Origin of the sequence: Nocardioides aromaticivorans (assembly GCF_013408525.1) — a bacterium.
Taxonomy (GTDB): Bacteria; Actinomycetota; Actinomycetes; order Propionibacteriales; family Nocardioidaceae; genus Nocardioides; species Nocardioides aromaticivorans.
Window position 1 is genome coordinate 49,581 of the sequence record NZ_JACBZM010000001.1, and the last position, 22,398, is coordinate 71,978.

The 22,398-nt window shown below is 70.1% G+C and carries 17 protein-coding genes and 1 pseudogene; 7 read left to right on the forward strand and 11 right to left on the reverse strand.

Going from position 1 to position 22,398, the window contains the following annotated elements; translation table 11 throughout:
* Nucleotides 1-2: 2 nt before the first annotated feature.
* Nucleotides 3-671, reverse strand: a complete 669-nt coding sequence (locus tag BJ993_RS00240) for a DUF1028 domain-containing protein (RefSeq protein WP_036544730.1) — start codon at nt 669-671, stop codon at nt 3-5.
* Nucleotides 668-1,114, reverse strand: a complete 447-nt coding sequence (locus tag BJ993_RS00245) for a RidA family protein (RefSeq protein ID WP_179647304.1) — start codon at nt 1,112-1,114, stop codon at nt 668-670. Before BJ993_RS00245 ends, BJ993_RS00240 begins: the two co-directional genes overlap by 4 nt.
* A 167-nt stretch (nt 1,115-1,281) precedes the next feature.
* Here BJ993_RS00245 and BJ993_RS00250 point away from each other — a divergent pair, with 167 nt between their 5' ends.
* Nucleotides 1,282-2,529: a flavin-containing monooxygenase gene (locus tag BJ993_RS00250; protein WP_036544728.1), complete on the forward strand. Its 1,248-nt coding sequence runs from the start codon at nt 1,282-1,284 to the stop codon at nt 2,527-2,529.
* Nucleotides 2,530-2,829: 300 nt separating this feature from the next.
* Here BJ993_RS00250 and BJ993_RS00255 read toward each other — a convergent pair whose 3' ends face one another.
* Genes BJ993_RS00255 through BJ993_RS00265 form a run of 3 tightly spaced genes read right to left on the reverse strand, consistent with a single transcriptional unit; the run spans nt 2,830 to nt 7,954 of the window.
* Nucleotides 2,830-4,884 (reverse strand): oxidoreductase, encoded by a 2,055-nt coding sequence (locus BJ993_RS00255; RefSeq protein WP_179647305.1) that lies wholly within the window; start codon nt 4,882-4,884, stop codon nt 2,830-2,832.
* Nucleotides 4,881-6,455 carry an APC family permease gene (locus BJ993_RS00260; protein ID WP_179647306.1) on the reverse strand — a complete coding sequence of 525 codons (1,575 nt, stop codon included), beginning with the start codon at nt 6,453-6,455 and terminating at the stop codon, nt 4,881-4,883. The genes BJ993_RS00255 and BJ993_RS00260 overlap by 4 nt, the downstream gene beginning before the upstream one ends.
* Before the next feature lie 14 nt (nt 6,456-6,469).
* On the reverse strand, nt 6,470-7,954 hold the full coding sequence (locus BJ993_RS00265; protein ID WP_308645431.1) for an aldehyde dehydrogenase family protein: 1,485 nt from the start codon (nt 7,952-7,954) through the stop codon (nt 6,470-6,472).
* A gap of 99 nt (nt 7,955-8,053) precedes the next feature.
* Here BJ993_RS00265 and BJ993_RS00270 point away from each other — a divergent pair, with 99 nt between their 5' ends.
* Entirely contained in the window at nt 8,054-8,698 is a 645-nt protein-coding gene (locus BJ993_RS00270) for a TetR/AcrR family transcriptional regulator (protein ID WP_051932174.1), read from the forward strand.
* A 37-nt stretch (nt 8,699-8,735) separates the two neighbouring features.
* Here the strand turns inward: BJ993_RS00270 and BJ993_RS00275 are convergent, their stop codons facing one another.
* The 6 genes from BJ993_RS00275 to BJ993_RS00300 all read right to left on the reverse strand — a co-directional run bounded on the left by BJ993_RS00275 (nt 8,736) and on the right by BJ993_RS00300 (nt 17,251).
* Nucleotides 8,736-9,950 carry a cytochrome P450 gene (locus BJ993_RS00275; RefSeq protein ID WP_179647308.1) on the reverse strand — a complete coding sequence of 405 codons (1,215 nt, stop codon included), beginning with the start codon at nt 9,948-9,950 and terminating at the stop codon, nt 8,736-8,738.
* 9 nt (nt 9,951-9,959) lie between these two features.
* The gene (locus BJ993_RS00280; protein WP_179647309.1) at nt 9,960-11,213 is read right to left on the reverse strand and encodes an NAD(P)/FAD-dependent oxidoreductase; all 1,254 of its coding nucleotides are present in this window, start codon (nt 11,211-11,213) and stop codon (nt 9,960-9,962) included.
* A 3-nt stretch (nt 11,214-11,216) separates the two neighbouring features.
* Entirely contained in the window at nt 11,217-11,429 is a 213-nt protein-coding gene (locus BJ993_RS00285; protein WP_179647310.1) for a hypervirulence associated TUDOR domain-containing protein, read from the reverse strand.
* A gap of 109 nt (nt 11,430-11,538) precedes the next feature.
* Nucleotides 11,539-15,039, reverse strand: coding sequence for an ATP-binding protein (locus BJ993_RS00290; RefSeq protein WP_308645432.1), 3,501 nt, complete (start codon nt 15,037-15,039; stop codon nt 11,539-11,541).
* Nucleotides 15,036-15,764, reverse strand: coding sequence for a DUF4194 domain-containing protein (locus tag BJ993_RS00295; RefSeq protein ID WP_179647311.1), 729 nt, complete (start codon nt 15,762-15,764; stop codon nt 15,036-15,038). Before BJ993_RS00295 ends, BJ993_RS00290 begins: the two co-directional genes overlap by 4 nt.
* Nucleotides 15,761-17,251 (reverse strand): DUF3375 domain-containing protein, encoded by a 1,491-nt coding sequence (locus tag BJ993_RS00300; protein ID WP_036544712.1) that lies wholly within the window; start codon nt 17,249-17,251, stop codon nt 15,761-15,763. The genes BJ993_RS00295 and BJ993_RS00300 overlap by 4 nt, the downstream gene beginning before the upstream one ends.
* A gap of 372 nt (nt 17,252-17,623) precedes the next feature.
* On the opposite strand from BJ993_RS00300, the gene BJ993_RS00305 reads away from it, so the two are divergent.
* The 5 genes and pseudogenes from BJ993_RS00305 to BJ993_RS26835 all read left to right on the forward strand — a co-directional run.
* Entirely contained in the window at nt 17,624-18,097 is a 474-nt protein-coding gene (locus BJ993_RS00305; RefSeq protein WP_179647312.1) for a VOC family protein, read from the forward strand.
* Between the two features lie 8 nt (nt 18,098-18,105).
* The gene (locus tag BJ993_RS00310; RefSeq protein ID WP_179647313.1) at nt 18,106-18,666 is read left to right on the forward strand and encodes an SMI1/KNR4 family protein; all 561 of its coding nucleotides are present in this window, start codon (nt 18,106-18,108) and stop codon (nt 18,664-18,666) included.
* A 292-nt stretch (nt 18,667-18,958) separates the two neighbouring features.
* Nucleotides 18,959-20,194, forward strand: a complete 1,236-nt coding sequence (locus tag BJ993_RS00315) for a Fic family protein (RefSeq protein WP_179647314.1) — start codon at nt 18,959-18,961, stop codon at nt 20,192-20,194.
* Between the two features lie 151 nt (nt 20,195-20,345).
* On the forward strand, nt 20,346-21,842 hold the full coding sequence (locus tag BJ993_RS00320) for a DUF8600 domain-containing protein (RefSeq protein WP_506329639.1): 1,497 nt from the start codon (nt 20,346-20,348) through the stop codon (nt 21,840-21,842).
* Nucleotides 21,843-21,866: 24 nt separating this feature from the next.
* Nucleotides 21,867-22,196: pseudogene (locus BJ993_RS26835) on the forward strand (hypothetical protein); the annotation flags it as partial.
* Nucleotides 22,197-22,398 lie beyond the last annotated feature (202 nt).

A 22,398-nucleotide genomic window follows, 5' to 3' on the forward strand; every position in this document is an offset into this window, starting at 1 on the left:
GGTCACTCGTCCCCGGGCACGCCGTACGACGGCGCGGAGGTGGGGTCGATGCCGCGGGTGACGTAGTCGTCACGCTGCGGCAGCCAGACCTTCACGAGGTCGCGCAGATCCTCGATGGGCCGGTCGCTCCAGTCGACCCGCAGGTCGGTGACGCGCCACGCGACGTCGCGGACGACGGACAGCCCGGCCGAGCGGACCGGCCCCGCCTCGCCGCCCGCGGCCAGTCCGGCCTCGAGCGCGGCCAGCAGCCGCTCCTCGAGCTCGCCGGTCGCGGTCGTGAACGCCGCGGCGACGGCGTCCACGACCGCCGTACCGGCCAGCAGGTTGCCGGCCGCCACCACGTCGGGCGCAACGACGTGGTGGTGGACCCCGAGCGAGCCGCTGCCGCTGAACGCGGCGCCCGCTCCGTCGAGGCCGAGCACCGTCAGCTGACGGTGCTCGATGTGCTCGCGGTCCTGGGTGACCGCCGCGAGGGCGGCCCGGGCGTCGAGCCCGCTGGCGAGGGCGTCGAGGAGCTCGGTGCCCAGGCGCGGGTCGGTGATGTTCTGCGAGGAGGCGCCCCCGACCCCGGGACGCAGGTGGATGCACCGCGCGGCGACCGCCGGGCTGGACGAGGTCACGGCGATGCCGACGGCGCCCTTGCCGTCGGTGCCGAGGACGGAGAAGGTCACTTGGTCCCCTCGGGGATGACGGCGATCGCGTCGACCTCGACGAGCCACTCCGGGCGGGCCAGGGCGGAGATCACCAGGCCGGTGGAGATCGGGTGGACGCCCTTCGTCCAGCGACCGATCGTCCGGTAGACGACCTCGCGGTAGCGCGGGTCGACGATGTAGATGGTGAGCTTGACCAGGTGCTCCATCTCGGCGCCGGCCTCCTCGAGCAGCATCTTGATGTTCGCCATCGCCTGCTCGGTCTGCGCCTCGACGTCGCCGATGCCGACGGACTCGCTGGTGTCGAGGTCCTGGCCGATCTGGCCGCGCACGTAGACGGTGTTGCCCGCGCGGACGGCCTGGCACAGGTCGTTGTCGAGGTTCTGCTCCGGGTAGGTCACGCTGGTGTTGAACGGGCGGATGCGGGTGTGTCCGCCGACGACGATGCTCTTGTTGGTCTCCACGGGGTCCAGTCCACTCCTCCCGGAGCCATGTGTCCAACAGATGTTTCCGACGACCTCCATCATCAGATTCGATGCAACTCCGGCGTCGGCGCTGCATCTGTTCAGCCGATGCTCAAGGCCAACAACATCTGTTGGACACAGGGAAGGCGGCGGCTCAGGATTTCGGCATGACCAACGAACAGATCGAGGTCCTCGTCGTCGGCGCCGGCCAGGCCGGTGTGGCGATGAGCGAGCACCTGAGTGACAACGGCGTACCGCACCTCGTGCTCGAGCGCGACCGGATCGCCGAGCGCTGGCGCACCATGCGCTGGGACTCCCTCGTCGCCAACGGTCCCGCCTGGCACGACCGCTTCCCCGGCATGGAGTTCCAGGACGTCGCCGGCGACGAGTTCGCGACCAAGGACCAGGTCGCCGGCTACTTCGAGGCCTACGCCGAGAAGATCAACGCCCCGATCCGGACCGGCGTCGAGGTCACCTCCGTCACCCGGCACGAGGGCCGCCCCGGCTTCCGCGTGGAGACCTCCGACGGCGTCATCGACGCCCGGTACGTCGTCGCCGCCACCGGGCCGTTCCAGCGCCCCGTGATCCCGCCGATCGTCCCGGAGTCCGCCGACGTCGTCCAGATCCACTCCAGCGACTACCGCAACCCGGCGCAGCTGCCCGAGGGCAACGTCCTCGTCGTCGGCGCCGGCTCCTCCGGCGTGCAGATCGCCGACGAGCTGCAGCGCTCGGGCCGGCAGGTCCACCTCTCCGTGGGCCCGCACGACCGTCCGCCGCGCAGCTACCGCGGCCGCGACTTCTGCTGGTGGCTCGGCGTCCTCAACCTCTGGGACCTCGAGACCCCGCCGGCCGGCGCCGAGCACGTGACCATCGCGGTCAGCGGCGCCCGCGGCGGCCACACCGTCGACTTCCGCGCCCTCGCCGGGATCGGCATCCAGCTCGTCGGCCTGACCGATGCGTACGACGACGGCGTGCTCACCTTCCGCGACGACCTCGCCGCCAACATCACCGCCGGCGACGCCAACTACCTCGCGCTGCTCCAGGCCGCCGACGCCTACGTCGAGCGCAACGGCCTCGACCTCCCCGAGGAGCCGCAGGCCCACATCCTCGGCCCGGACCCCGAGGCCGCGCTGGACCCGCTGCTCGCCGTGGACCTCGCCGAGGCCGGCATCACCTCGATCGTGTGGGCCACCGGCTTCGCGCTCGACTACGGCTGGCTGCAGGTCGACGCCTTCGACGAGACCGGCAGGCCCGCCCACCGGCGCGGCGTCTCCTCGGAGCCCGGCGTGTACTTCCTCGGCCTGCCCTGGCTCTCCCGCCGCGGCTCGAGCTTCATCTGGGGCGTGTGGCACGACGCGAAGCACATCGCCGGCCACATCGCCACGCAGCGCAGCTATCTCACCTACGACAGCTGACACCGCGGCGGCCGGCAGGCCGTCGTACACACAGGCCGAAGGCCCGGGCTCCGGAGGAGTCCGGGCCTTTGCGTTGACTCGCCACCTCGGTGGGTCGAGTTGCCGGTTTGCTGGGTTGACTTGCCACTTCAGCGGCTTGAGTTGCCACTTGTCTCGGCAACGGGCGCAAGACCTGGCAAGTCAACGCGCCAAACCGGCAAGTCAACGCGCCAAACCGGCAAGTCGCCGAAACGCACCGCACCCCGGCCTCCGTGAGGAGACCGGGGTGCGGCTCTGTGCCCCAGCTGGCACGGTTGCGCCTCACGCCAGCTGGGTGACCTCTCGCCGGAAGGGTACGACGTCGTTGGACGGCAGCTGCGCGTCGAACTCCTCCGCGGCGCGACGACCGGACCAGACGGCGGCGGCGATGGTGCCGGGGGCCCAGGCGTCGCCGATGCCGCGGACCGAGAGCAGCTCACCGGCGTCGCGACGCCCGACGAGCTCGAGGTAGAGCTCCTCCTTGGGCAGGCGGGCGGTGACCATGACGACGGCGTCGCAGTCGAGCTCGCGCTCGGCGCCGGCGTACACGTCGCGGACCGTCACCCCGCCGACTCCCACCGAGACGACCGCGTGGTCGGTCACCCGGGTGACGCCGTTCTCGATGAGGCGGCGCTGGATGCGGTTGACCTCGAAGGTGTTGTTGGTCCACGCCGAGACCTGCGAGCCCGGGGTGACGATCGAGACCTCGTGGCCCTGCTGGGCGAGCAGCTCGGCGATGACGCCGCCCAGGTAGTAGTGGTCGTCGTCGTACACGACGACCTTCCGCCCGGACGGCAGCCGCCCGGCGAAGATGTCGTCGGGGCCGAGCACCTGTGCGCCCTCGGCGATCGGGAGCGGCGTGGTGTGGAAGCGGGCGACGCCGTCGGTGCGCCACGTGGAGCCGGTGGCGACCAGCACGTGCTGGAAGCCGAACTCCGCGATGTCGTCGGCGCTCATCGGGCTCTCGCGGTAGATCTCCACGTTGGGGAGCTCGGCGAGGGCGGCCTCGCGGTACTCCTTGACCCGGCCCCAGGCGGACAGGCCCGGCAGGGCCGACTCCTGGCCGACGCGGCCGCCGAGCTCGCGGCGGGCCTCGACCAGCGCGACGTCGTACCCGCGGACGCCGAGGGCACGCGCGGCCTCGAGACCGGCGGGGCCGGCGCCGACGACGAGCACCTGGCTGTCGCTCTCCTTCGCGCGGATCCGCTCGGGGTGCCAGCCGCGGCGCCACTCCTCCCCCATGCTCGGGTTCTGGGTGCAGCGGATCGGCGACATCGTCAGGTCGCCGGAGACGCAGATGTTGCAGCCGATGCACTCGCGGATCAGGTTGAGCCGGCCGTCGCGGATCTTGTTCGGCAGGAACGGGTCGGCGATCGACGGGCGCGCGGCACCGATCAGGTCGAGGATGCCGGCCTTGACCTGGCGCACCATCGCGTCCGGCGAGGTGAAGCGCCCGACGCCGACGACCGGCTTGGTCGTCAGCTTCTTCAGGCCTGCGACGAACTCCTCCTGGCGCCCCTCGGGAGCGAACCGCGAGGTGACCGAGTCGCCCTCCCAGCTGCCCATCGCGAAGTCCCACAGGTCGGGGAGCTCGCCGAGCTCACGCAGCACGCCCTCGATGTCCTCGCGGGTGATGCCGCCGTCGATCTCCTCCTCGACCGTGATCCGGCAGGCCACGGCGGCGCGGCCGGCGCACTCCTCGAGGGTGTCCTCGATGAGCTCCTTGAGCAGCCGCATGCGGTTCTCGAGGGAGCCGCCGTACTCGTCGGTGCGGTTGTTGTAGCGCCGCGAGAGGAAGTGGTGCGGGGCGCCGTAGCCGTGGGCGCCGTACACGTAGACGATGTCGTAGCCCGCCTCCAGCGACCGGCGTACGGCGTTGCGGTGCCAGCGCCGCAGGTCGGCGATGTCCTGCGTGGTCATCGCACGGGCCTGGACGGGCGCGATCGTGTCGGGGGCGACGGGCAGGTGCTGCGGCCCGAGCGGGGTCTCGCGGCTGAGCTGGTTCGGCGCGTTCATGCCGTTGTGCGCCAGCTCGATGCCGGCCAGTCCCCCGCCCTCGTGGATCGCGTCGGCGATCCGCTTCAGGGCAGGCAGGTCCTGGTCGTCCCAGATCCGCAGCTCGATGAAGGGCGCGATGTCAGAGGTCGCGTGGATCTCGACCTGCTCGGTGCAGACGACCGACCAGCCGCCCTCGGCCTTGATCCTGCGCATCGAGGCCTGCGCGCTGGGGTCGCGGTAGCCCATGCCGTTGCAGTGGGGCACCTGGTAGAAGCGGTTCTTCGCGGTGACCGGCCCGATCTGGACCGGCTCGAAGAGGATGTCGTAGGGCGAGGTCATCGGACGGGTTCCTTGATGCGGTCGTCGGGGCTGTCGGGGTTGCTGTCGGGGTTGCTGTCGGGGTTGCTGTCGGGGTTGCTGTCGGGGTTGCTGCTGGGGGTGCCGCCGGCGCGGACCGGGCGGCCGCACACGTAGCCGATGGCGCCGAGGGCGCCGATCACGGCGAGGGTGCCGAGGGTGAAGGCCTCGAAGGTCCCCTGGGACACGCCCCAGTAGTCCTCGAACGAGTAGTCGAGGCCGAAGACCCACTCGAGGGTGCCGGGGAAGACGGCGACCCAGGAGCCGAGGACGATCCAGGCGAACGCGATCCAGCCGAGCAGCGCGAACCCGCGGTCGGACAGCGGCACCCGGAAGGGCCGCTCCACGTCGGGGTACATCGTGCGCAACCGGATCGCCGCCGGGATGACGAAGAGGTAGGCGAGCAGGAACGTGGAGATCGAGATCGTCAGCACCACGCCGAAGATCGCGCCGCCCGTGCCGGAGACCTGCATCGCCACGAGCATGAACACCGTCGCCGTGACGCCGGACAGCATGTTGACGCGCACCGGGGTGCCGAGGCCGGGGTGGAAGCGGCCGAAGAAGCCGCCGAAGAACGACCCGTCGGCGGCGGTCATCGCCTGCATGCGGTCGGAGATGATCATCCACGCCGAGCCCTGGCTCATCAGCACGTAGACGACCACGATCGCGGTGACCTTGAGCAGCGGGTCCGCCGCGTCGCCGTACACGGAGAACACGGTCTTCACCGCGTCGAGGAAGCCGCCGATGCCGGTGATCTCGTCCTGGGGCACCACGATCAGGATCGCGAGGATCGGCACCAGGTAGCAGAAGGCCGCCGTGGCGCAGGACCGCAGGATCGAGACGGGTACGTCGCGGGCGGGGTTCTCCATCTCGCCGGCCGCGCTGTTGCCGGACTCGAAGCCGAGGTAGGCGAACAGGAGCAGCGGGACCGAGCCGAAGAGCCCGAGCAGGGTCGGGCTGAAGTCGCCCAGGCCCAGTCCGCCGACGCCGTGCTGGGCGGCATAGATCACCGTGGTCAGCACGAAGAAGACGAGCACCGCGATCTTGAGGACCGCGCCGCTGGTCGGCAGCCACTTGCCCTTCTGGAGGCTGACGACGGCGGCGAGCACGGTGATCCAGATGAACACGAGCTTGAAGGCGTAGTCGGCGAACGAGCCGGGCGTCATCGGCGTGATGTAGGTGCTGACGGTCTCGGCCGCGAGGAAGGACATCGAGCCGCCGACCCACACGGGCTGGGTGACCCAGTTGAGCAGGGACGCGACCGCGGCGGCCGGGCGCCCGAAGGCGTCACGGACCCAGGTGTAGGCGCCGCCCTCCTCGCTGAAGGCAGCACCGGTCTCGGCGAAGATCAGCCCGTAGGGCACCAGGAAGAACACGGCGAGGACGAGGGCCCAGGTGAACGCCTCGGCGCCGTACGTGGAGACCTGGCCGAGCGTCTCGAGGCCGACGACGGCCGCGATGAGCAGGAAGATGATGTCGAAGCGGCCGAGGGTGCGATGCAGGAGGGCCTGCTGCTCGGCGGCGAGCTCCGTGGGACGGACGGTGTCGGACATGGGTGCTCCCGGATTCAGTGGTTGATCCAGACGGTCTTGAGACCGACGTACTTGTCGAGGGCGTGGAGGGACAGGTCGCGACCGAAGCCGGAGCCCTTGAACCCTCCGAAGGGCGTCCACGCGCTGAAGGCGTCGACGCCGTTGACGGTGACCGTGCCGGCGTGGATCCGGTCGGCGAGGCGGTGCGCGCGACGCAGGCTGCCGGTGGCGACCGAGGCGGCGAGGCCGTAGGCGGTGCCGTTGGCGAGCGCGACCGCCTCGTCCTCGCTGTCGAACGGGGTGATCGCGAGGACCGGGCCGAAGACCTCCTCGCGCGCGAGCTCGGAGGCCGGGTCGACGCCGTCGAAGACGGTGGGCTGGACGTAGCAGTCGCTGCCGTCGCGGGTGATCCGCTCCCCGCCCGTCACCAGGCGCGAGCCCGCGGCACGGGCGCCGTCGATGAAGCGCATGATGCCGTCGGTCTGCTCCGGCGAGACGACCGCGCCCATGCCGGCGGCCGGGTCCAGCGGGTCCCCCGGCGTGTACGCCGCAGCCTCGGCGGCGACCAACGCGACGAACTCCTCGTGCACCTCGCGCTGGACGAGGACGCGCGAGTGGGCGGAGCACACGGCGCCCTGGTTGAACCAGATGCCGAAGGCGGTCGCCTTCGCGGCGGCTGCCAGGTCGTCGGCGTCGGCGAAGACGAGGTGCGGGCTCTTGCCGCCGCACTCGAGCCAGACCTGCTTGAGGTTCGACTGGCCGGCGTACTGCAGGAAGTAGCGGCCGACCTCGGTGGAGCCGGTGAAGGCGAGCACGTCGACGTCGGGGTGCAGGCCCAGTGCCCGGCCCGTGGTCTCGCCGAGCCCGGGGACCACGTTGAGGACACCGTCGGGGATGCCGGCCTCGGCGGCGAGCTCGGCGATCCGCAGCGCCGACGACGGCGACTGCTCGGCGGGCTTGAGCACGACGCTGTTGCCGGCGGCCATCGCCGGGGCGACCTTCCAGGCGAGCATGTCGACGGGGTAGTTCCACGGCACGACCGCGCCGACGACGCCGAGCGGGACGCGGCGGATCAGCGCGGTGGTGCCCGGCGGGGTGGGCGCGACCTCGTCGTTGACCTTGTCGATCGCCTCGGCGTAGTAGCGGAACAGGTTGACCGAGAACGGAAGGTCGAGGTCGTGCGCGTCGACGACCCGCTTGCCCATGTCGAGCGAGTCGAGCACCGCGAGCTCGGCGGCGTGCTCGGCCAGCAGGTCGGCGAAGCGCAGCATCTTCGCGCGGCGCTCAGCGACCCCGGCGCGGCTCCAGGTCCCGGCCTCGAAGGTGGCGCGGGCGGCGCGGACGGCCCGGTCGACACCGGCCTCCCCGGCGTCGGCGACCTGGGCCAGCAGCGCGCCGTTGGCCGGGTTGCGGTTCTCGAAGGTCTCCTCCCCTGCCTCGACGAAGCCGCCGCCGATGAACGGGCGGGTGTGGAGCGTGGCCTTGGCGGCCTCCGCGATCCAGTCCTGGTGAGTGCGCACGAGTGATCCTTTCTTTGCGCTGCACCGCAAATATGACCCAGCGCACATCGCGTGTCAATGACCGGGCGCCGGAATTCACACAGGCGTTACGGTGGGCGCATGGCACGACGCAAGGACCAGGCCGCCCGGCGCGAGCACCTCATCTCGGCGACCCTCGAGACGATCGCGACGCACGGCCTGGCCGGGGCGACGATGAAGAACATCGCCGAGACCGCGGGCATCTCCCCCCGCCTGGTCGCCTACTACTACCCCGAGTTCGAGGGGCTCATCGAGGCCGCACACCAGGCCGCGACCGACCGCTACTACTGGTCCCGGCAGCGCGACATCGAGGGCGACCTCGCCCCCGCCGAGAAGCTCGCCCGCCTCATGCACTCCGGCCTCCCCCGCGGGAAGGACCTGCTGCTCAGCCAGGTCCTCGACGAGATCTCGGTCAGCGCGAGCCGCAGCCCGATGCACGCCACGCTGATGACCCTGCTCTTCGACCGCGAGGTCTCGCTCTACACCTCCGTCCTCGAGGTGGGCGCGGCGCTCGGCGAGTTCACCCTCACCGACTCCGCCGACGTGATCGCCCGCAACTTCGTCACCCTCGAGGACGCGCTCGGCCTGCACCTGCTCGCGCACAACTCGTCGATCACCCTCGAGCGCGCCGAGCAGCAGCTGGCCAGCTACGCCTTCTCCGCGACCGGCGCCCGCATCACCCCGAAGGCACCCGCCGACGCGCCGACATCCCCTCCGAAGAGCTGACCTTTGTTGCGCCTGAGCGCAAATCCACCGGCTCGGGTCAGACGGCGACCGGCAGGCTCAGGTAGCCCCGCAGCGTGAGTCCCTCGCGACGCTGCGGCGTACCGTCGAGGCGGAGGTGGGGGTGGCGCGCCAGCAGCCGCGGCAGGGCCAGCTGCACCTCGAGGCGCGCGAGCGGGGCGCCGAGGCAGTAGTGGATGCCACCGCCGAAGGACAGCGGTCCACCCTCGTTGCGGGTGACGTCGAGGCGGTCCGGGTCGGTGAACTTGTCGGGGTCGCGGTTGGCCGCGCCGAGGTAGCAGACGAGACGGTCCCCGGCCGCGACGGGGACGCCGGCGACCTCGGTGTCCGCGAGGGCGACCCGGTTGGTGATCTGGACGGAGCTGTCGAAGCGGACCAGCTCCTCCGCGGCCGTGGCGACGACGGCGGGGTCCTCGCGCACCAGCGCGGCCTGGTCCGGGTGCTCGAGCAGCGCGACCAGCCCGTTGCCGAGCAGGTGGGTCGTGGTCTCGAAGCCCGCGGAGAAGAGGAGCGCTGCCATGGTCACGGCCTCCTCCCGGTCGAGCACCTCGCCGTCACCACCGGGCTCCGTGACGAGCGCGCTGAGCAGGTCGTCCTGCGGGGCACGGCGGCGCTCGTCGACGAGATCGCCGAGATAGGCCCGCAGCGACGTGGCGGCCTCGTTGGCCAGGGCGAGCGCGTCCAGGTCGAAGACGTCGAGGATCCGCGTCCAGTCGCGCACGAGCGGCTGGAAGCCGGGCCGGTCCGCCTCGGGCACACCCAGGAGCTCGCCGATGACCGCGACGGGCAGCGGGAACGCGAGCTTCTCGACGAAGTCACCACCGTCCGCGAGCCCCTCGACGAGGTCGTCGACGAGCGCGGCGACCGACTCCTTGAGCGCCTGCACCCGTCGCGCCGTGAACGACCGGCTGACCAGCCGCCGCAGGCGGGTGTGCCGCGGCGGGTTCGCCAGCAGCATGCTGCTGTTGAGCGTCCACAGCGCCGGCAGGTCCTTCCAATTGCCGAGGCCGAGGGCGGTGAAGAACTCCTCGTTGTCCGGCCGTCCGAGGCTGTGGTCGTGCAGCACGGCGTGGCACTCGGCGTACCGGGTGAGCACGAGGGCGCCGTCCTCGGCCAGCACCACCGGGGCGGTGCGCCGCAGCGCGTCGAAGCGCGGGTAGGGGTTCTCGCGGCCCTCGGGCTGGGTGAGCTCGTGCAGGAGCTGGTCGACCTCGGGCGTGCGGACGGCTCTCACAGGACATCCCTACCGCGTCGGAGCCGCTCCTGTCAGGTCGGCCAGGACCGCCCGCGCGGCACGCCCACCCGAGACGAGGGCACCCTGGATCGAGCTGGTGTCGCGGTGGTCGCCGCAGACGTAGAGCCCGTCGACGCGGACCGGCTTGCGGAAGCGGTGCGGCGCCGGCATCGCGGGCAGGGACCGCGGGACGTCGTACGTCGCGAGGTGCTCCCATCCGGTCGTGGAGGTGTCGTAGAGGACGCCGAGGTGGGCACGCACGGACGCCTCGTCGAACGAGTCGCGGCCGCTGTGCACCAGCGAGGTGGCCACCAGCGCCCGCCCCTCGGGTGCGTACGACGGCGCGGCGGCCGAGACCACGACGGTGTTGTTGACCGGGCTGTCGCCCGGGTCGAGCAGGAGCGTCGGCTTGTCCAGCGGTGCCTCCGGCACCGCGTGGTAGATCGTGGTGACGCCCTTCCAGGCCGTCGGCCCCAGCGTGCCGCCGAGGAGGCGGTCGGCCGCGTCGGCGTCCGTCGCGACCACCACTGCGCGCGCCGCCACCGGGCCGGCGGTCGTCGTCACGCCGTCGGCGCGGACCTCCGTGACCTCGACGCCGAGGTGGACGCTGCCCGTCGTCAACCGGCCGGCGAGCTGCTCGGGGACCTGCTGCATCCCCCCGGCCGGCACCGTCGAGTCGCCCCGGGCGAACATCCGCAGCATGAGGTCGACGAAGCGGGACGAGGTCGTCATCTCCTGCTCGAGGAGGACACCGCTGAAGAAGGGCCGCAGCACCCGCTCCACCGCGGTGTCGTCGAGGCCCATCGCCGCCCAGTGCTCGGCCGCCGTGCGGTCCTCCCGGCCCTTGAGCCTGGCGGCGGGGGCAAGGGTGACGACGCCCGCGTAGCCCGCCAGCGCCGCCTTGGCCCGGATCCCGCCGACCGGCGCGGTCAGCGCCTTGGGCAGGGCCATCAGCTCGCGGCGCGGGTCGCCGATCCGGTGGTTCGCCCCGTCCACGTGGACAAGCGCGGCACGGTCGAAGCACCGGAGGTCGAGCGCGTCGAGGTCGAGCAGGCGTCGTACCGCCGGATAGGCGGTGTTGAGCACCTGGAAGCCGCGGTCGAGGAGGAACCCGTCGACGCGGTCGGTGCGCATCCGGCCGCCGACGCCGTCGCTCGCCTCGAGCACCACGACGTCGAGCCCCGCGTCGCTGAGCCGCGTCGCCGCGGCGAGGCCGGCGAGGCCCGCGCCGACGACGACCACGTCGGACCCGGTGGGGACCACGCCTCAGCCCTTCCGCTTCAAGGCCGACGGCTTGTGCACGGCCTCGCCACCGCTCTCGGTGCTGCGCACCAGGTACTGCGGCGCGTCCCTGCTCGCCCGCACCGTTCGGCCCGCCAGCTCGGTGTCCTCGGTGATCTTGCGCAGGACCTTGCCCTCCGCCGTGCCGCCGTGGCTCTGCCAGGTCACCCGGTCGCCCTTGTGGAACTCCGTGGTCATCACCGCTCCGTCCCGATTCGGTCCCGTGCCGTCGAGGGGGCGGTACCCCGGACATGCCGGAGCCACCCGCCGTCACCTGTGGTTCGGCGCGGGCGGTGGTCCGGATGGGTCAGGAGGCGGTGCTCTCCTGCGCCGGCTCGGCGTCGGTGATCGGCGTGATCCACGCCTGGTGGGTCTGGGCGTTCTTGGTGATCGCGAGCAGCTCGTCCATGTGCGGCTCGAGGCCGGTCACCTTGTCGAGCGGGACGCCGATGATCAGCTGGAACCCGAGGCCCCGCCACGCCTGCACGGCCCGGCCGGCGAACTCCGAGTCGGCCTTGACGAAGCCCTCGTCGAGGAAGACCGGCGCGAACCGGGGCCGCGAGCGCATCTCGTCGCCGAGCCGGAAGCGCAGCGCGGAGCCGACGATGAACGCCACCAGCTCCTGGCTCTCGCCACCGGACTTCTCCCCCAGCGTCCGGTACGTCGCGCGCACCTCGCCGCTGAGGTAGTCGTAGCGCTCGGCGCTGATCTCGACGTGGCGGCGTACGTCGAGCAGGCGGTCGCGTTCGGTCGGCCCGTCGCCCGCGTGGTCGGCGCGGCGCAGCTGCCTCATGAACCGGCTGAGCTCGGTGAACCGCTTCTCGAGGTCCTCCTCCTTCAGCTCGGTCGTCGTGCCGGAGGACAGCGCGCGCAGGTCCTTCAGGAACACCTGGACGTGGGCGGGCGCGAGCCGGCGCAGCCGGATCCGCAGCCGGTCGCCGGACGCACCGAACTCCAGGCGCCGCAGGATCGCGTTGATCGGCTCGAGGCGGTCCTCGATCTCCTCCACCGACGCGGACATCGCCTGCAGCAGCGGCACCAGGTCCTGGCCGCTCCACTCGGTCAGCCGGCGGCGCCACTCGGAGTGGCGGTCGGCGAGGCCCTTGCCGCGGATGTCGTCGAGGATCCGGGCGTAGTCGGGGTAGGAGTCCGCGGTCGCGCCGAGGTTGGGCGAGTCCCAGGCGAACTTGTAGCTGCGGAAGATGTGCGCGAGGTCCTCGTCGCAGCGCTTGATCTCCGCGTCGGCGTCGGCGAGGGCGGTGCGCAGCCGCTCGCCGAGGCGCTGGGAGTTCTCCAGGAAGCGGTCGAGGTCCTCGGGGTCCGCCGGCGCGGCCGCGGCGGCGAAGTCCGCGCCCAGCGCGGCGTCCTGCTCCTCGCTGAGGACCACGACACCGGCGTCCTCGACGGCCCAGACGCGGTCCTTGACGATGTCCTCGGCGTCGGTCAGCTCGCCGTGGTCGGCGTTGAGCTGGTCGCGGCGCTGCTCGAGCGAGAACCGCTCCTTGCGGGCCTGGCCGAGCTGCTCCTGCAGGTCGTCGATCTGCGCCTGCAGCACCTGCAGGCGGTCGTCGGACGCGAGGATCGCCGACCGGCGCTCCTCCAGGCCGGCGATCCGCCGGTCGCTGCCGGCCACGTCGACGTCGTCGAAGCGCACCATCACGATCGCCTCGTAGGCCTTGCGCTGCAGCTCGATCAGGCTGCTGCGGCGCTTGAGTTCCTCGAGCCTGCCGTCGATCTCGCCGAGCCGGCGCTCCAGCCCGGCCAGCTGGGCGTCGATCTCCGCGATCGCGTCCTCGCTGGAGAAGCCGATGATGTTGCGCTGGTCGCTGCGTCCGTGCGCGCCCCGACGGCCATTGCGGGTCTGGCCGGCGACGCTCACCCGGAAGCCGGGTCCGTCGAGGTCGGCGGCGCTGTCCACGCAGAGCGCGTTGCGCGACGGCTCCTCGACGTGCTGCTGCACCCAGCCGGCGAAGGGCGAGTCCTTGAAGAGCAGCTTGCCGGCGATCCGCTCGGGGTCCGACGGACCGGTCTCCGGCAGGTCCAGCTCGACGCCCTGGAAGGTCAGCCGCGCGGGCAGCCGCAGCTCGTCGATCGCCGTGGAGAAGTCGTGGAGCCGCTCCAGCGGCACCAGCATCATCCGCGCGCTGCCGCCGAGGACGGTCTCGATGGCCGTGCGCCAGCGCGCCTCCTCGGGCGCGACGTCGATCAGCTCGGCGACGAAGGGCAGCTCCTCGACGGACATGCCACTGGCCCGGGCGACGGCCGTGCGCAGGTCGTGGAGGTACGACGGCACGCGGCCCGCGCGGCTCTCGAGCGAGGCCCGCTCCTGCCGGAGCACCCCCTGCTCCTGCGTCAGCGGGAACTGCTGCTCGCGCAGCACCTTCTCCCGCTCGGCGGCGATCCGGTCGCGCTCCTTCTCGCCCGACCGGAGCCGCTCGCGGGCCTGCTCCTGCAGCACCGTGAACGCACCGGCGTCCTCGAGCGCCGACTCCAGGTCGGGGGCGTCGGCGTCGGTCAGCCCGACGAGCGGGTAGACCCGCTCCTCGAGCTCGGCCAGCCGGCTCGCCCGCTCCTCGCGGAGGTTGCGCTCGGCCTCGGCCAGCGAGGCCAGCGCCTGCAGGTCGCCACCACCGGCGGCGCGGTGGGCGTCCTTCGCGGCGTCCAGGTCGCCGGCGAGCTGCAGCTCCGCGGCCTGGGCGGAGGCCAGCGCCTGCACGGTCGCCGCGCGCGCGTCGCGGTTGGCCGCCACCGCGGACTCGATCAGGCGCAGGTGCGTGCGCAACAGCCAGTAGCGCAGCGGGGTCTCGTCGCCGGACTGCGTGATGCCGTAGGAGTCCAGCTCCTCGAGACGCCGCGCGGCCGTCGTACGGCGCTCGTGCATGTCGGTGATCGGCTCGAGCAGCTCCAGCTTCTGCTGCTCGGTGCGCATCGCCGCGTGCGCGGCGTCGAGGTCGTCGAAGTGCTCGATCGCGCGGTCGGCGGCGGCATAGGTCGCCGGACGCTCCAGGACCATGTCCTTGTAGAGCTCGTCGACGCTGCGGACCTGGTTGCCCGCCTGGATCCGCGCCAGCAGGCGCAGCGCCTTGCCGCCGTCGCCGTTGGCGCCGATGCCGAGCCGGGCGTGGAGGACGGCCGAGAACTCGGCGTAGGTGCGGTGCACGCGCACGCCCGGGAAGAGCTTCTTGAGGGTGTTGGCGTGGAACTTCTCCGGTACGGCGGCCTCGAGCTTCTCCAGCGGGAGGGTGCCCTCGTGGGTCCACATCTGCATGAGCACGTCGCTGGAGCGCGCGGCCCGGCGCGGGACGTAGTAGGTGCGCAGCGCCGTGAACCGGCCGCCCTGGTCACTGACGAAGGTCATCGCGACCGCGCCCCACGTGTCGGCGCCCTTGCCGCGCAGCAGCTTCTCGACCGGCCGGCCGGTCTTCGGGTCGTCGACGACGTCGACGGCGCCGCGCAGGTAGGACAGCAGGTTGCGCTGCCCGATGCTGCGCGCGCGGCCGGCGACGGCGTCGTTGGAGGCGCCGTTGAACTTGGTGTCGGACGGCATCATCAGCGCCGTGTAGGCGTCGAGGATGGTGCTCTTGCCGACGCCGGAGGCGCCGGAGATCATCGTCGCGTCGCCCGCGAGCGGGACCGTCGTCAGGCCGCCGAAGCCGCCCCAGTTGACCAGCTGCAGCAGCGAGGCGCGCCACTGGACCGTGTCGTCGGCGGGGGTCGCGACGACCTGCTTCTCGAAGAGGCCGTCCGTCTCGTCCTGGTGGTCGACGAGGTCGTCCACCGTCGTCTCGAGGCCTTCGTCGATGCTCACTCGGCGTCCTCCTGGGTGTCGGCCTCGAACAGGTCGGCGTCGGGGGCCGCGTCGGCCGCCTCCGGCTCCGTCCCGTTGGCCTTCTGCAGCGCCTCGAGCAGCTCCTGCAGCAGCTCCAGCGGCAGCAGCGGCTCGACGGCCTCGCTGATCTCGAACCGGTCCTCGGCCGCGGTGGCGATCAGCAGGCCGGCCTTGGCCACGCTGACGACCGCGTTGCGGGCGCGCTTCTCGTCACCCGACTCGTCGGTGGCGTGGGTGGGGCGGTAGCTGGCGACGTAGTCGAGCAGGTCGTCCCGGTCGACGTACACACGGGCGTCGCCGCCGGCGAGGCCGGCCCGCAGCCGGTCGCGCAGGTGGACGAGCACGAGGGTCTCCTCGCGCGACCACGCGGTGTCGTGGAGCAGGGTCGGGAAGCGGCCGCCGCCCTCGGCCTGCGCCTGCCGCTTCCACGCGACCTCGCGGGCGCGGTCGACCTGGAGGTCGAGGAAGAGGTCGTTGAGGCGGGAGCGGAAGACCCGCTCGTTCTCGACCAGCACCTGCCAGTCGCGCGGGTGCGTGCGGGCGCTGATGAAGCGCTGCTTGAGCAAGGAGACCAGGGCCTGGCGCTGGGCGTACTCCAGGCCGCCCTCGTCGCCCTCGAAGAGCGAGACCGAGTCGGCCTCGAAGTCCTCCACGTCGTCGTACCCGGTGTCGACGACCTCGTCGACGTCGGTGTCGATGCTCACGAGCGAGCCTCCTCGCGGTCCAGGTCGGGGTCGGGCAGCGGCATGCGCGGTACGGCGAAGGTGCGCTCCGTGCCGTCGGGGCGTACGGCGACGAAGGACTCGAGCGCGTCCTCGGTCCGCAGGTCGCGGTTGGCCGCCAGGTGCAGCAGGCCGAAGATCTCCACCGGCCGGCGCAGGGACGGCTCGAGGGAGTCGAAGAGCTCGCCGAGGGAGGCCGCGGGCAGCAGGTCGCGCAGCGCGTCGTCGAGCCGCTGGCGCAGCGACCCGAGCTGCGGCCCACCCTGCGCCATCAGCGCGGCCAGCGACAGCCCGGGCGCGTCGGCGGGGTCGGCGGCGCTGATCCGGTCGGGCAGCACGTCGTCGGCGGGGTCGTGGAAGCGCTCGCGGAGATGGTCGACGCCGACCCGGCTCGGGAGCAGCGGGACGTCGTGGGTGGCGCGTGGTCCGGTCTCGGCCATCCAGGTCATCAGCTCGGACTCCACCTGCCGCAGCGTCTGCTCCAGCTCGCGGTCGCGGGCGGCGTCGTGGGAGACGATGTACTCCTTCAGCGTCGCCGTCACCCGGCTGCGCTGGGCGAGCACCCGGTCGAGGCCGTCGCGCACCAGCCGCACGGTCCCCCGCAGCTCCGCACGGTCGGCGTCGCCGAGGATGCCGTCGGCCAGCGGGTGCTCCAGCAGCGCGGTGAGGTCCTCGCGCAGCTGGGTCACGAGCGCGTCGTCACGCAACAGCGCGAAGGCGCCCTCGAACGCCCGCCCCTCGTGGGTGGCGGTCATCAGGGCGTCGGCGCGCGCGAGGTACTCGTCGATCACCTCGCCGGCCGGCCGGTCCTCGGCCCGGAAGGCCGCGAGGATCTCGGCCCGGATCGTGGCGAAGCGCTCCTCGACCCGCGCGAAGTCACTGGGCAGGGCGGAGATCAGGGAGAGCAGCTCGGTGAAGCCCTCGACCATGTAGTCCTCGGTGGCGCTGACCATGTCGGCGCCGTCGACGAGCCGGTCGCGCTCGGCCTTGAGCCGCGCGATCTCGTCGTTGAGCAGGGTCACCCGGGCGCCGCGGTCGGGGTTGGCCTCGGAGTTGAAGCGCCGGACCGTCCCGAGGATCGTGGCGATCCGGTGCTCGCTGAGCGTGGCCCGGTCGCGGGCGAGGTTCTTGACCAGCTCGAGCGCCTGCTGCGCGTGCGAGGTCAGTGAGTAGACCTCGTTGCCCTGCTCGTCGAGCGAGCGCACCAGCCACTGCCCGCGCATCCAGCGCTGGCAGATGTCCTTGCCGCTGCCGTTGGGGACCTCGGTCTCCCCCGCCTCCCGGATGGCGGCGAGATGCTGCTCGACCTGCGTGTGCAGCCGGGCGGTCGCGATCGGCTTGTTGTTGCGCCCGAACGCCGCCCGGAAGATCGTGATCACCACCGCCGCCTGGCGCTGGTGGAGCAGGGTGAGCGTGGGCTGCGCGAAGGCGCCCTTCACCCGGGCGAGCTCCCCGGCGATCTCGCTCACGACTCCTCCTCCCCCGTGGGGCCGAAATGAGGAGCCAGTGTCCCAGAGGGGTGGGGCGTGAGCTGCACCGAGGGGCGCGCCGGAGTGTCACGGTGCCGGACGACGCGCGCTCGGGGCAGCGCAGAACGCGGCGGAGCCCGTCGGCAACGCACCACGAGTCGAGCTCGGATGCCGACGAGCTCCGCCCGTCATCCGGTCACTGACCGCGCATCAGTGCCGAGGACTGCTCCCCTCCGCCTCGCGCGGTTCCCAACCGCTGGCGACGCTAGTTCGCTGCCCACGGCGGCTGCGTCGCCATTTCAGGTGAAGATCCGCCCCGCCAGACCCCGCTCCCACCGATGACTCCGGCACCTGCCACCGGTCAGCCCGGGCATGACTTCCGTACGCACCCACCTCTGGTTCGGCAACGACAAGGCCGTCGAGGCCGCCCACTTCTACGCCGAGCACATCCCCGGCTCCACCGTCACCCGCGTGGTCACCGCCCGCACCTCCCCCGACGACCGCGTCGCCGACGTCGTCGAGTTCATCGTCGCCGGCCACCCCGTCATCGGCCTCAACGCCGGCCCGGTCTTCCACCTCAACGAGGCCTTCTCCTTCTACCTCTCCGTCGAGGGCCAGGAGGAGGTCGACCACTACTGGGACCTCCTCACCGCCGACGGCGGCGAACCCGGCGCCTGCGGCTGGTGCAAGGACAAGTACGGCGTCTCCTGGCAGTTGATCCCACGCGAGCTCGAGGAGCTGTCCGGCGACTACTCGACCGAGGCCAACTTCCGCGTCGCCCAGGCCATGCTGAAGATGGGCAAGATCGACGTGGCCGAGATCCAGGCGGCGTACGACGGGGCATGATCCTGCCCATGAGCTCGTCCCTGGCGGCGCGCCTGGAGGTGCTGGCCGATGCCTACGCCCTGCGTGGGTACGACGTCCGGCCCAACCTCCTCCCGGGCGCCACCTCTGGTGAGCTGGACGAGGTCGAGGCCGCGCTGGGCGTGGTGCTGCCGGCGTCGTACCGGGAGCTGTACGGGTGGAGCGCCGGCGTCATCGACGAGTTCGGCACTGCCCCTCGTATGCGCTTCCGCGACGAGTCGCTCCTCCCGCTCGCGCGGGTCGTCGAGGAGCGGGACCGGTTGCTGGAGGTCTACGACTGGTGCGAGTCCGTCGACGGCCGGGTCGTGGCGCCGTTCGCGTCCTTCGAGGGGTCGGTCCTCGTGGTTGCCTGCGGGCCGCAGCGGCTGACGTCCGCCGTACCGCACCCGGTGATCTCGTACTTCCAGGGGATCGACGTCTACTACGACTCGATCGAGGCGATGGTCGAGACGTGTATCGCCTGGGCGTCGCAGGAGGGGTGGGGGCCGTACGAGGCGGCGCCCAATGAGATGGAGGTCTGGCGGCGGTTCAATGGTTCGGTCGAGTTCTGAGGGTCGCTTGTCGCCGGCGCCGCGTCACTCCGCCAAGAAGGACGCGGGCTAGGCGGGGTACGAGCGACCGACTTGTGCAAAGTCGCAAACACGCCCGAAGCACACAACTAGGCTGCCACAATCGCCGACCGGTCCCGTATGCGCCGGGGCTCTGACTGCAGGGAGCATCGCAATGACAGAGTGGGGCTTCTTGGACGGGTCTCCCTACTCGGTTCAGCCTGACGACACAACTGTCGCACGCCTTCAAGCGTTAGGCCCGAAGCTTGCTGGCCTTGAAGAACGATGTTTGGTCGTGCGCAAGGCCATCGCTCAGCACCTCGCCGGAAGTCTCAACCGAGCAAGTCGCGCGCAAGAGATCTACGAAAGCAACGCGATCGAGGGAAAGCTTGCGACCCTAGAGGAGACATTCGGCATTCTCAACGACCGGCATTTGTTCGACGCCGACGCCGCAATTGCTCGCTACACGCTACACGAAAGCCTCACAGACGATCCTAAGGTGCAAGATGTCGTCGGATTGGCGGCCGCGCGTATCTTGGTGGACCAGTACATTCAAGAGCCCGACAGGCCACTTGCAGAAGCGGACGTCAGGGACATGCATGGCTTGATCCTCGCTGGCCACCACTCCGCCGGGCGCTACAAAGTTCATTTGAACAGCATCGAGGGTTCAACGCACGTCCCCACTCCTCCGGTGGACGTTCCTGGCGCAATGAACATGCTCGTTGAATGGTTCCGATACTCCGATGCCCCGCTTGTCTGGCGCGCCGCCGTCACACACGCCTGGTTCACTCATATTCATCCCTTCGACGACGGAAATGGGCGAATCGCGCGACTGTTGGCGAACTACACCCTCGGATTTGGTTCGTACCCTCCGCTTATTGTTAAGTCCTCCTCGGATCGCGGCAAGTACCTTTCAGCGTTATCGGCAAGCGACGACGCCGGCGACATCGTCCCTTTAATGCAAGTATTTGCGAGGGCGCTCGATCGACAACTGAAGATCATGGAGAAGCCAAACTTCGGTTGGGAGTTGTTTCAAAAGGATCTTCGAATTCGCGAAGACAGTATTCACAAGCGCTGGTCGACGACCTTGGATCGCTTCCTCCACGAAGTATCCGCGCACCTGCGAATATCGCGGATAAAATTCGAAGTGATTGGCTCAGTAGGACCAAGTGACTTCGAATTTTTGCGCGGTAGAAGTAGTAGTGGCAATGGGTGGATTGCGCGCGTGTCAAATGGTGACGCACGGCGAGACCTCCTTGTCTGGACGGGCCACGTAACGGATCGCATGTATGGGCGACTCGAGAAGGACCAGGTCTTTCCGGCTCTTTTCCTCTCCGAGCGCGATCCTGATCCGAAGGCCCCGAAGCCCTTTCGCAGGCGCGTTCATGGACTTCCCGAATTCCACGACGAGATCTGCATCATCGCGGACGAGGATCGGGCGATGCTTCGTCGCGGGAGCAATATTCAGCGGGTTTCCCTTCGAGACGCCTCGGAGCTCTGGGCTGGCCTCCTCAGCGGGTACCTGAGATAGGTCGCCACCCGCCGCAGTCCCTGCGTGTCGTGGAACGAAGTGGGTCACGACATGTCACCGCGCGCCAAACCCTTCGGAAGAAAGAATCGTGCGAGAGATACGTAGGTGTTGCTCAGCGAGACGCGGCAAACTGTGACGGGAAGGATGGGCTGTGGTCTGCCAGACGGCCGCTGAACTGTGGAAGGCTTGGCTTAACGCTGGCGTCGTACGCCCGGAGGACTACGACCGGGATCTCGCGGACGCCATCCGTCAGCACCTCGGACCGTCTCGGACCAGAGACCTGGCTCGCGCAATGCATAGAGTCGAGTGGACGCCCCGGGATCTTCTTCGTGCGATCTTTCCGGAGCTTCAGTCGTTCAGCGGCATGCTTCGAGACTTGCTTGGTTTGTACGCGAAGGTCGAAGCACAATCGGCAAGTGACGAGAATCTACGGATTGTGTACGAGTTCGACGAGCACGACCCGTTCGACCTCCTCTTGTCCAGTTTCCGTGAACAAGCGGAGTCGGCCTCCCGAGTCGTGACATCGGGAGGCGGCGTTGGATTTCCCGCCGACCACGCGTTTGACAGTCCCGCCCGGAAGTTCGGAGATTGGGACAGGGTCGCGGCGATCTTCGGGGAGAGGCCCGACGACTGGCCGTTCAACAAAGGCGCTCCACGTTGCGCCTCCACTGGAAATCCCGACGCTGACGCCGTGATTGCGCGTGGCTTGCGCGTCGTTGACAGTGTGATGGCGGTCCTTGCACGATTCGGAGCCACCCGCGGCGCCGTGACAGCGTGGCGCGACGTGCAAGGCGTGGAGCGCACAATCGCCGCCGATATGGCCCAGGCGGCACATGATTACTGGCCGTTAATGACAACGGCGAGCCTGCATGGGCTGGCCGATGCGGTACGCCGAGGTTCGGCGGAGCTAGGTGTGTTAACGGAGTTGGACCGCTGGCTCGACTGGTTCGAATCCGCCGCCGAGATGGAGCAGGCGGTGACGGAAGTGACCGATCTGCTCTCGTTGCCAACCTGGGGAAAGCGGCACGAACTGTATTCCGCCTGGGTGTCGACGCAGATTGACGCCGCGTTGGCCGTCGATCGCGCTACCTTCCACGTGAAGGACGGCGTCCTAGCGTTCCCGTTCAAGGCGACCCTTCTCGCGGACGTGATGGCGACAGGAGGGCCGTACGAACTGTGGTGCGAGATGCGCACAGATCTCGTTGACCAGATCTCGCTTGAGCGGGTCGGTGGAATTCAGCCGGACTATAGGATCGTCAGGCGGGACCCGGGCGGCAGAATGACCACCGTCCTTGCCATTGAAGTGAAGCAGTACCGCCGAGGTGCCGCTGGGCGTCATGGAGCTGTCCTGGCGAAGTATGCGGCTGGCCTTCCCGAAGCGACCGTCCTGCTAGTCGGGCACGGGCCCCTTGGAAGGACTGTGCGTGACAGGGTGCCATCGGCAGACCGATCTCGGACATCAGTTTTCGAGAATGTACGCCCAGATCGCCCGAACGAGGCCAGATCCTTCCGTGCAGAGATCGAACGATTGCTTCCGGAAGATTCAACTCAGACCGATATCCCATCCGAGATCGAGTTGCGTTGGGATCCGCGAGTGTACGATCTTGACCTTCATGTCCGATTCTCGTCTGGCGCTATTGTGTCGTAGCAGAACCTCGCCACTCCTCACGGGTTCCTGGAAGGCGACGCGTATAGCGGGGGGCCGGAGGTGGTTAGACTATTCCCAGAATCGCTGCCCCCGATCGAGGTCGTCGCGAAGTTGTATTCGAATGATGTCGCCACGATCACTGAAGCCAAACCTGAAGTAATCGCTAGGTGGTCCGACGGCAGGGCCGAAACATACCGCCCGCGTGGCCGTACCGCCGAAGAGCGCGAGTGGCGCGTGTGCCGATTCGAAGTTGGTGGCGTCGTATCCGCCTTGGAACCAGCATCGACTCCGGGCGATTGGAGATACCGCCATCGCCACCTCCCAGGGCAGGCTGACCGTCCGCCTGACGCCTGATGGCTAACAACCGATGCGTCAGGTCCGCGACGCGGCCACGTCGGACGTCGCGAAGCCGCAGCGTCCCATTGCGCCGCGACTCGGCGCCCGGTTTGATGCGAATTCGGGCGAGCCCGCGGCCTCAACTCCACTCAGGTGGACGTACCGGCGGGACAGCTAGGCCGTCGCCCGCGAAGCGCCCGTAGGGCCGCACGTTAAAGAG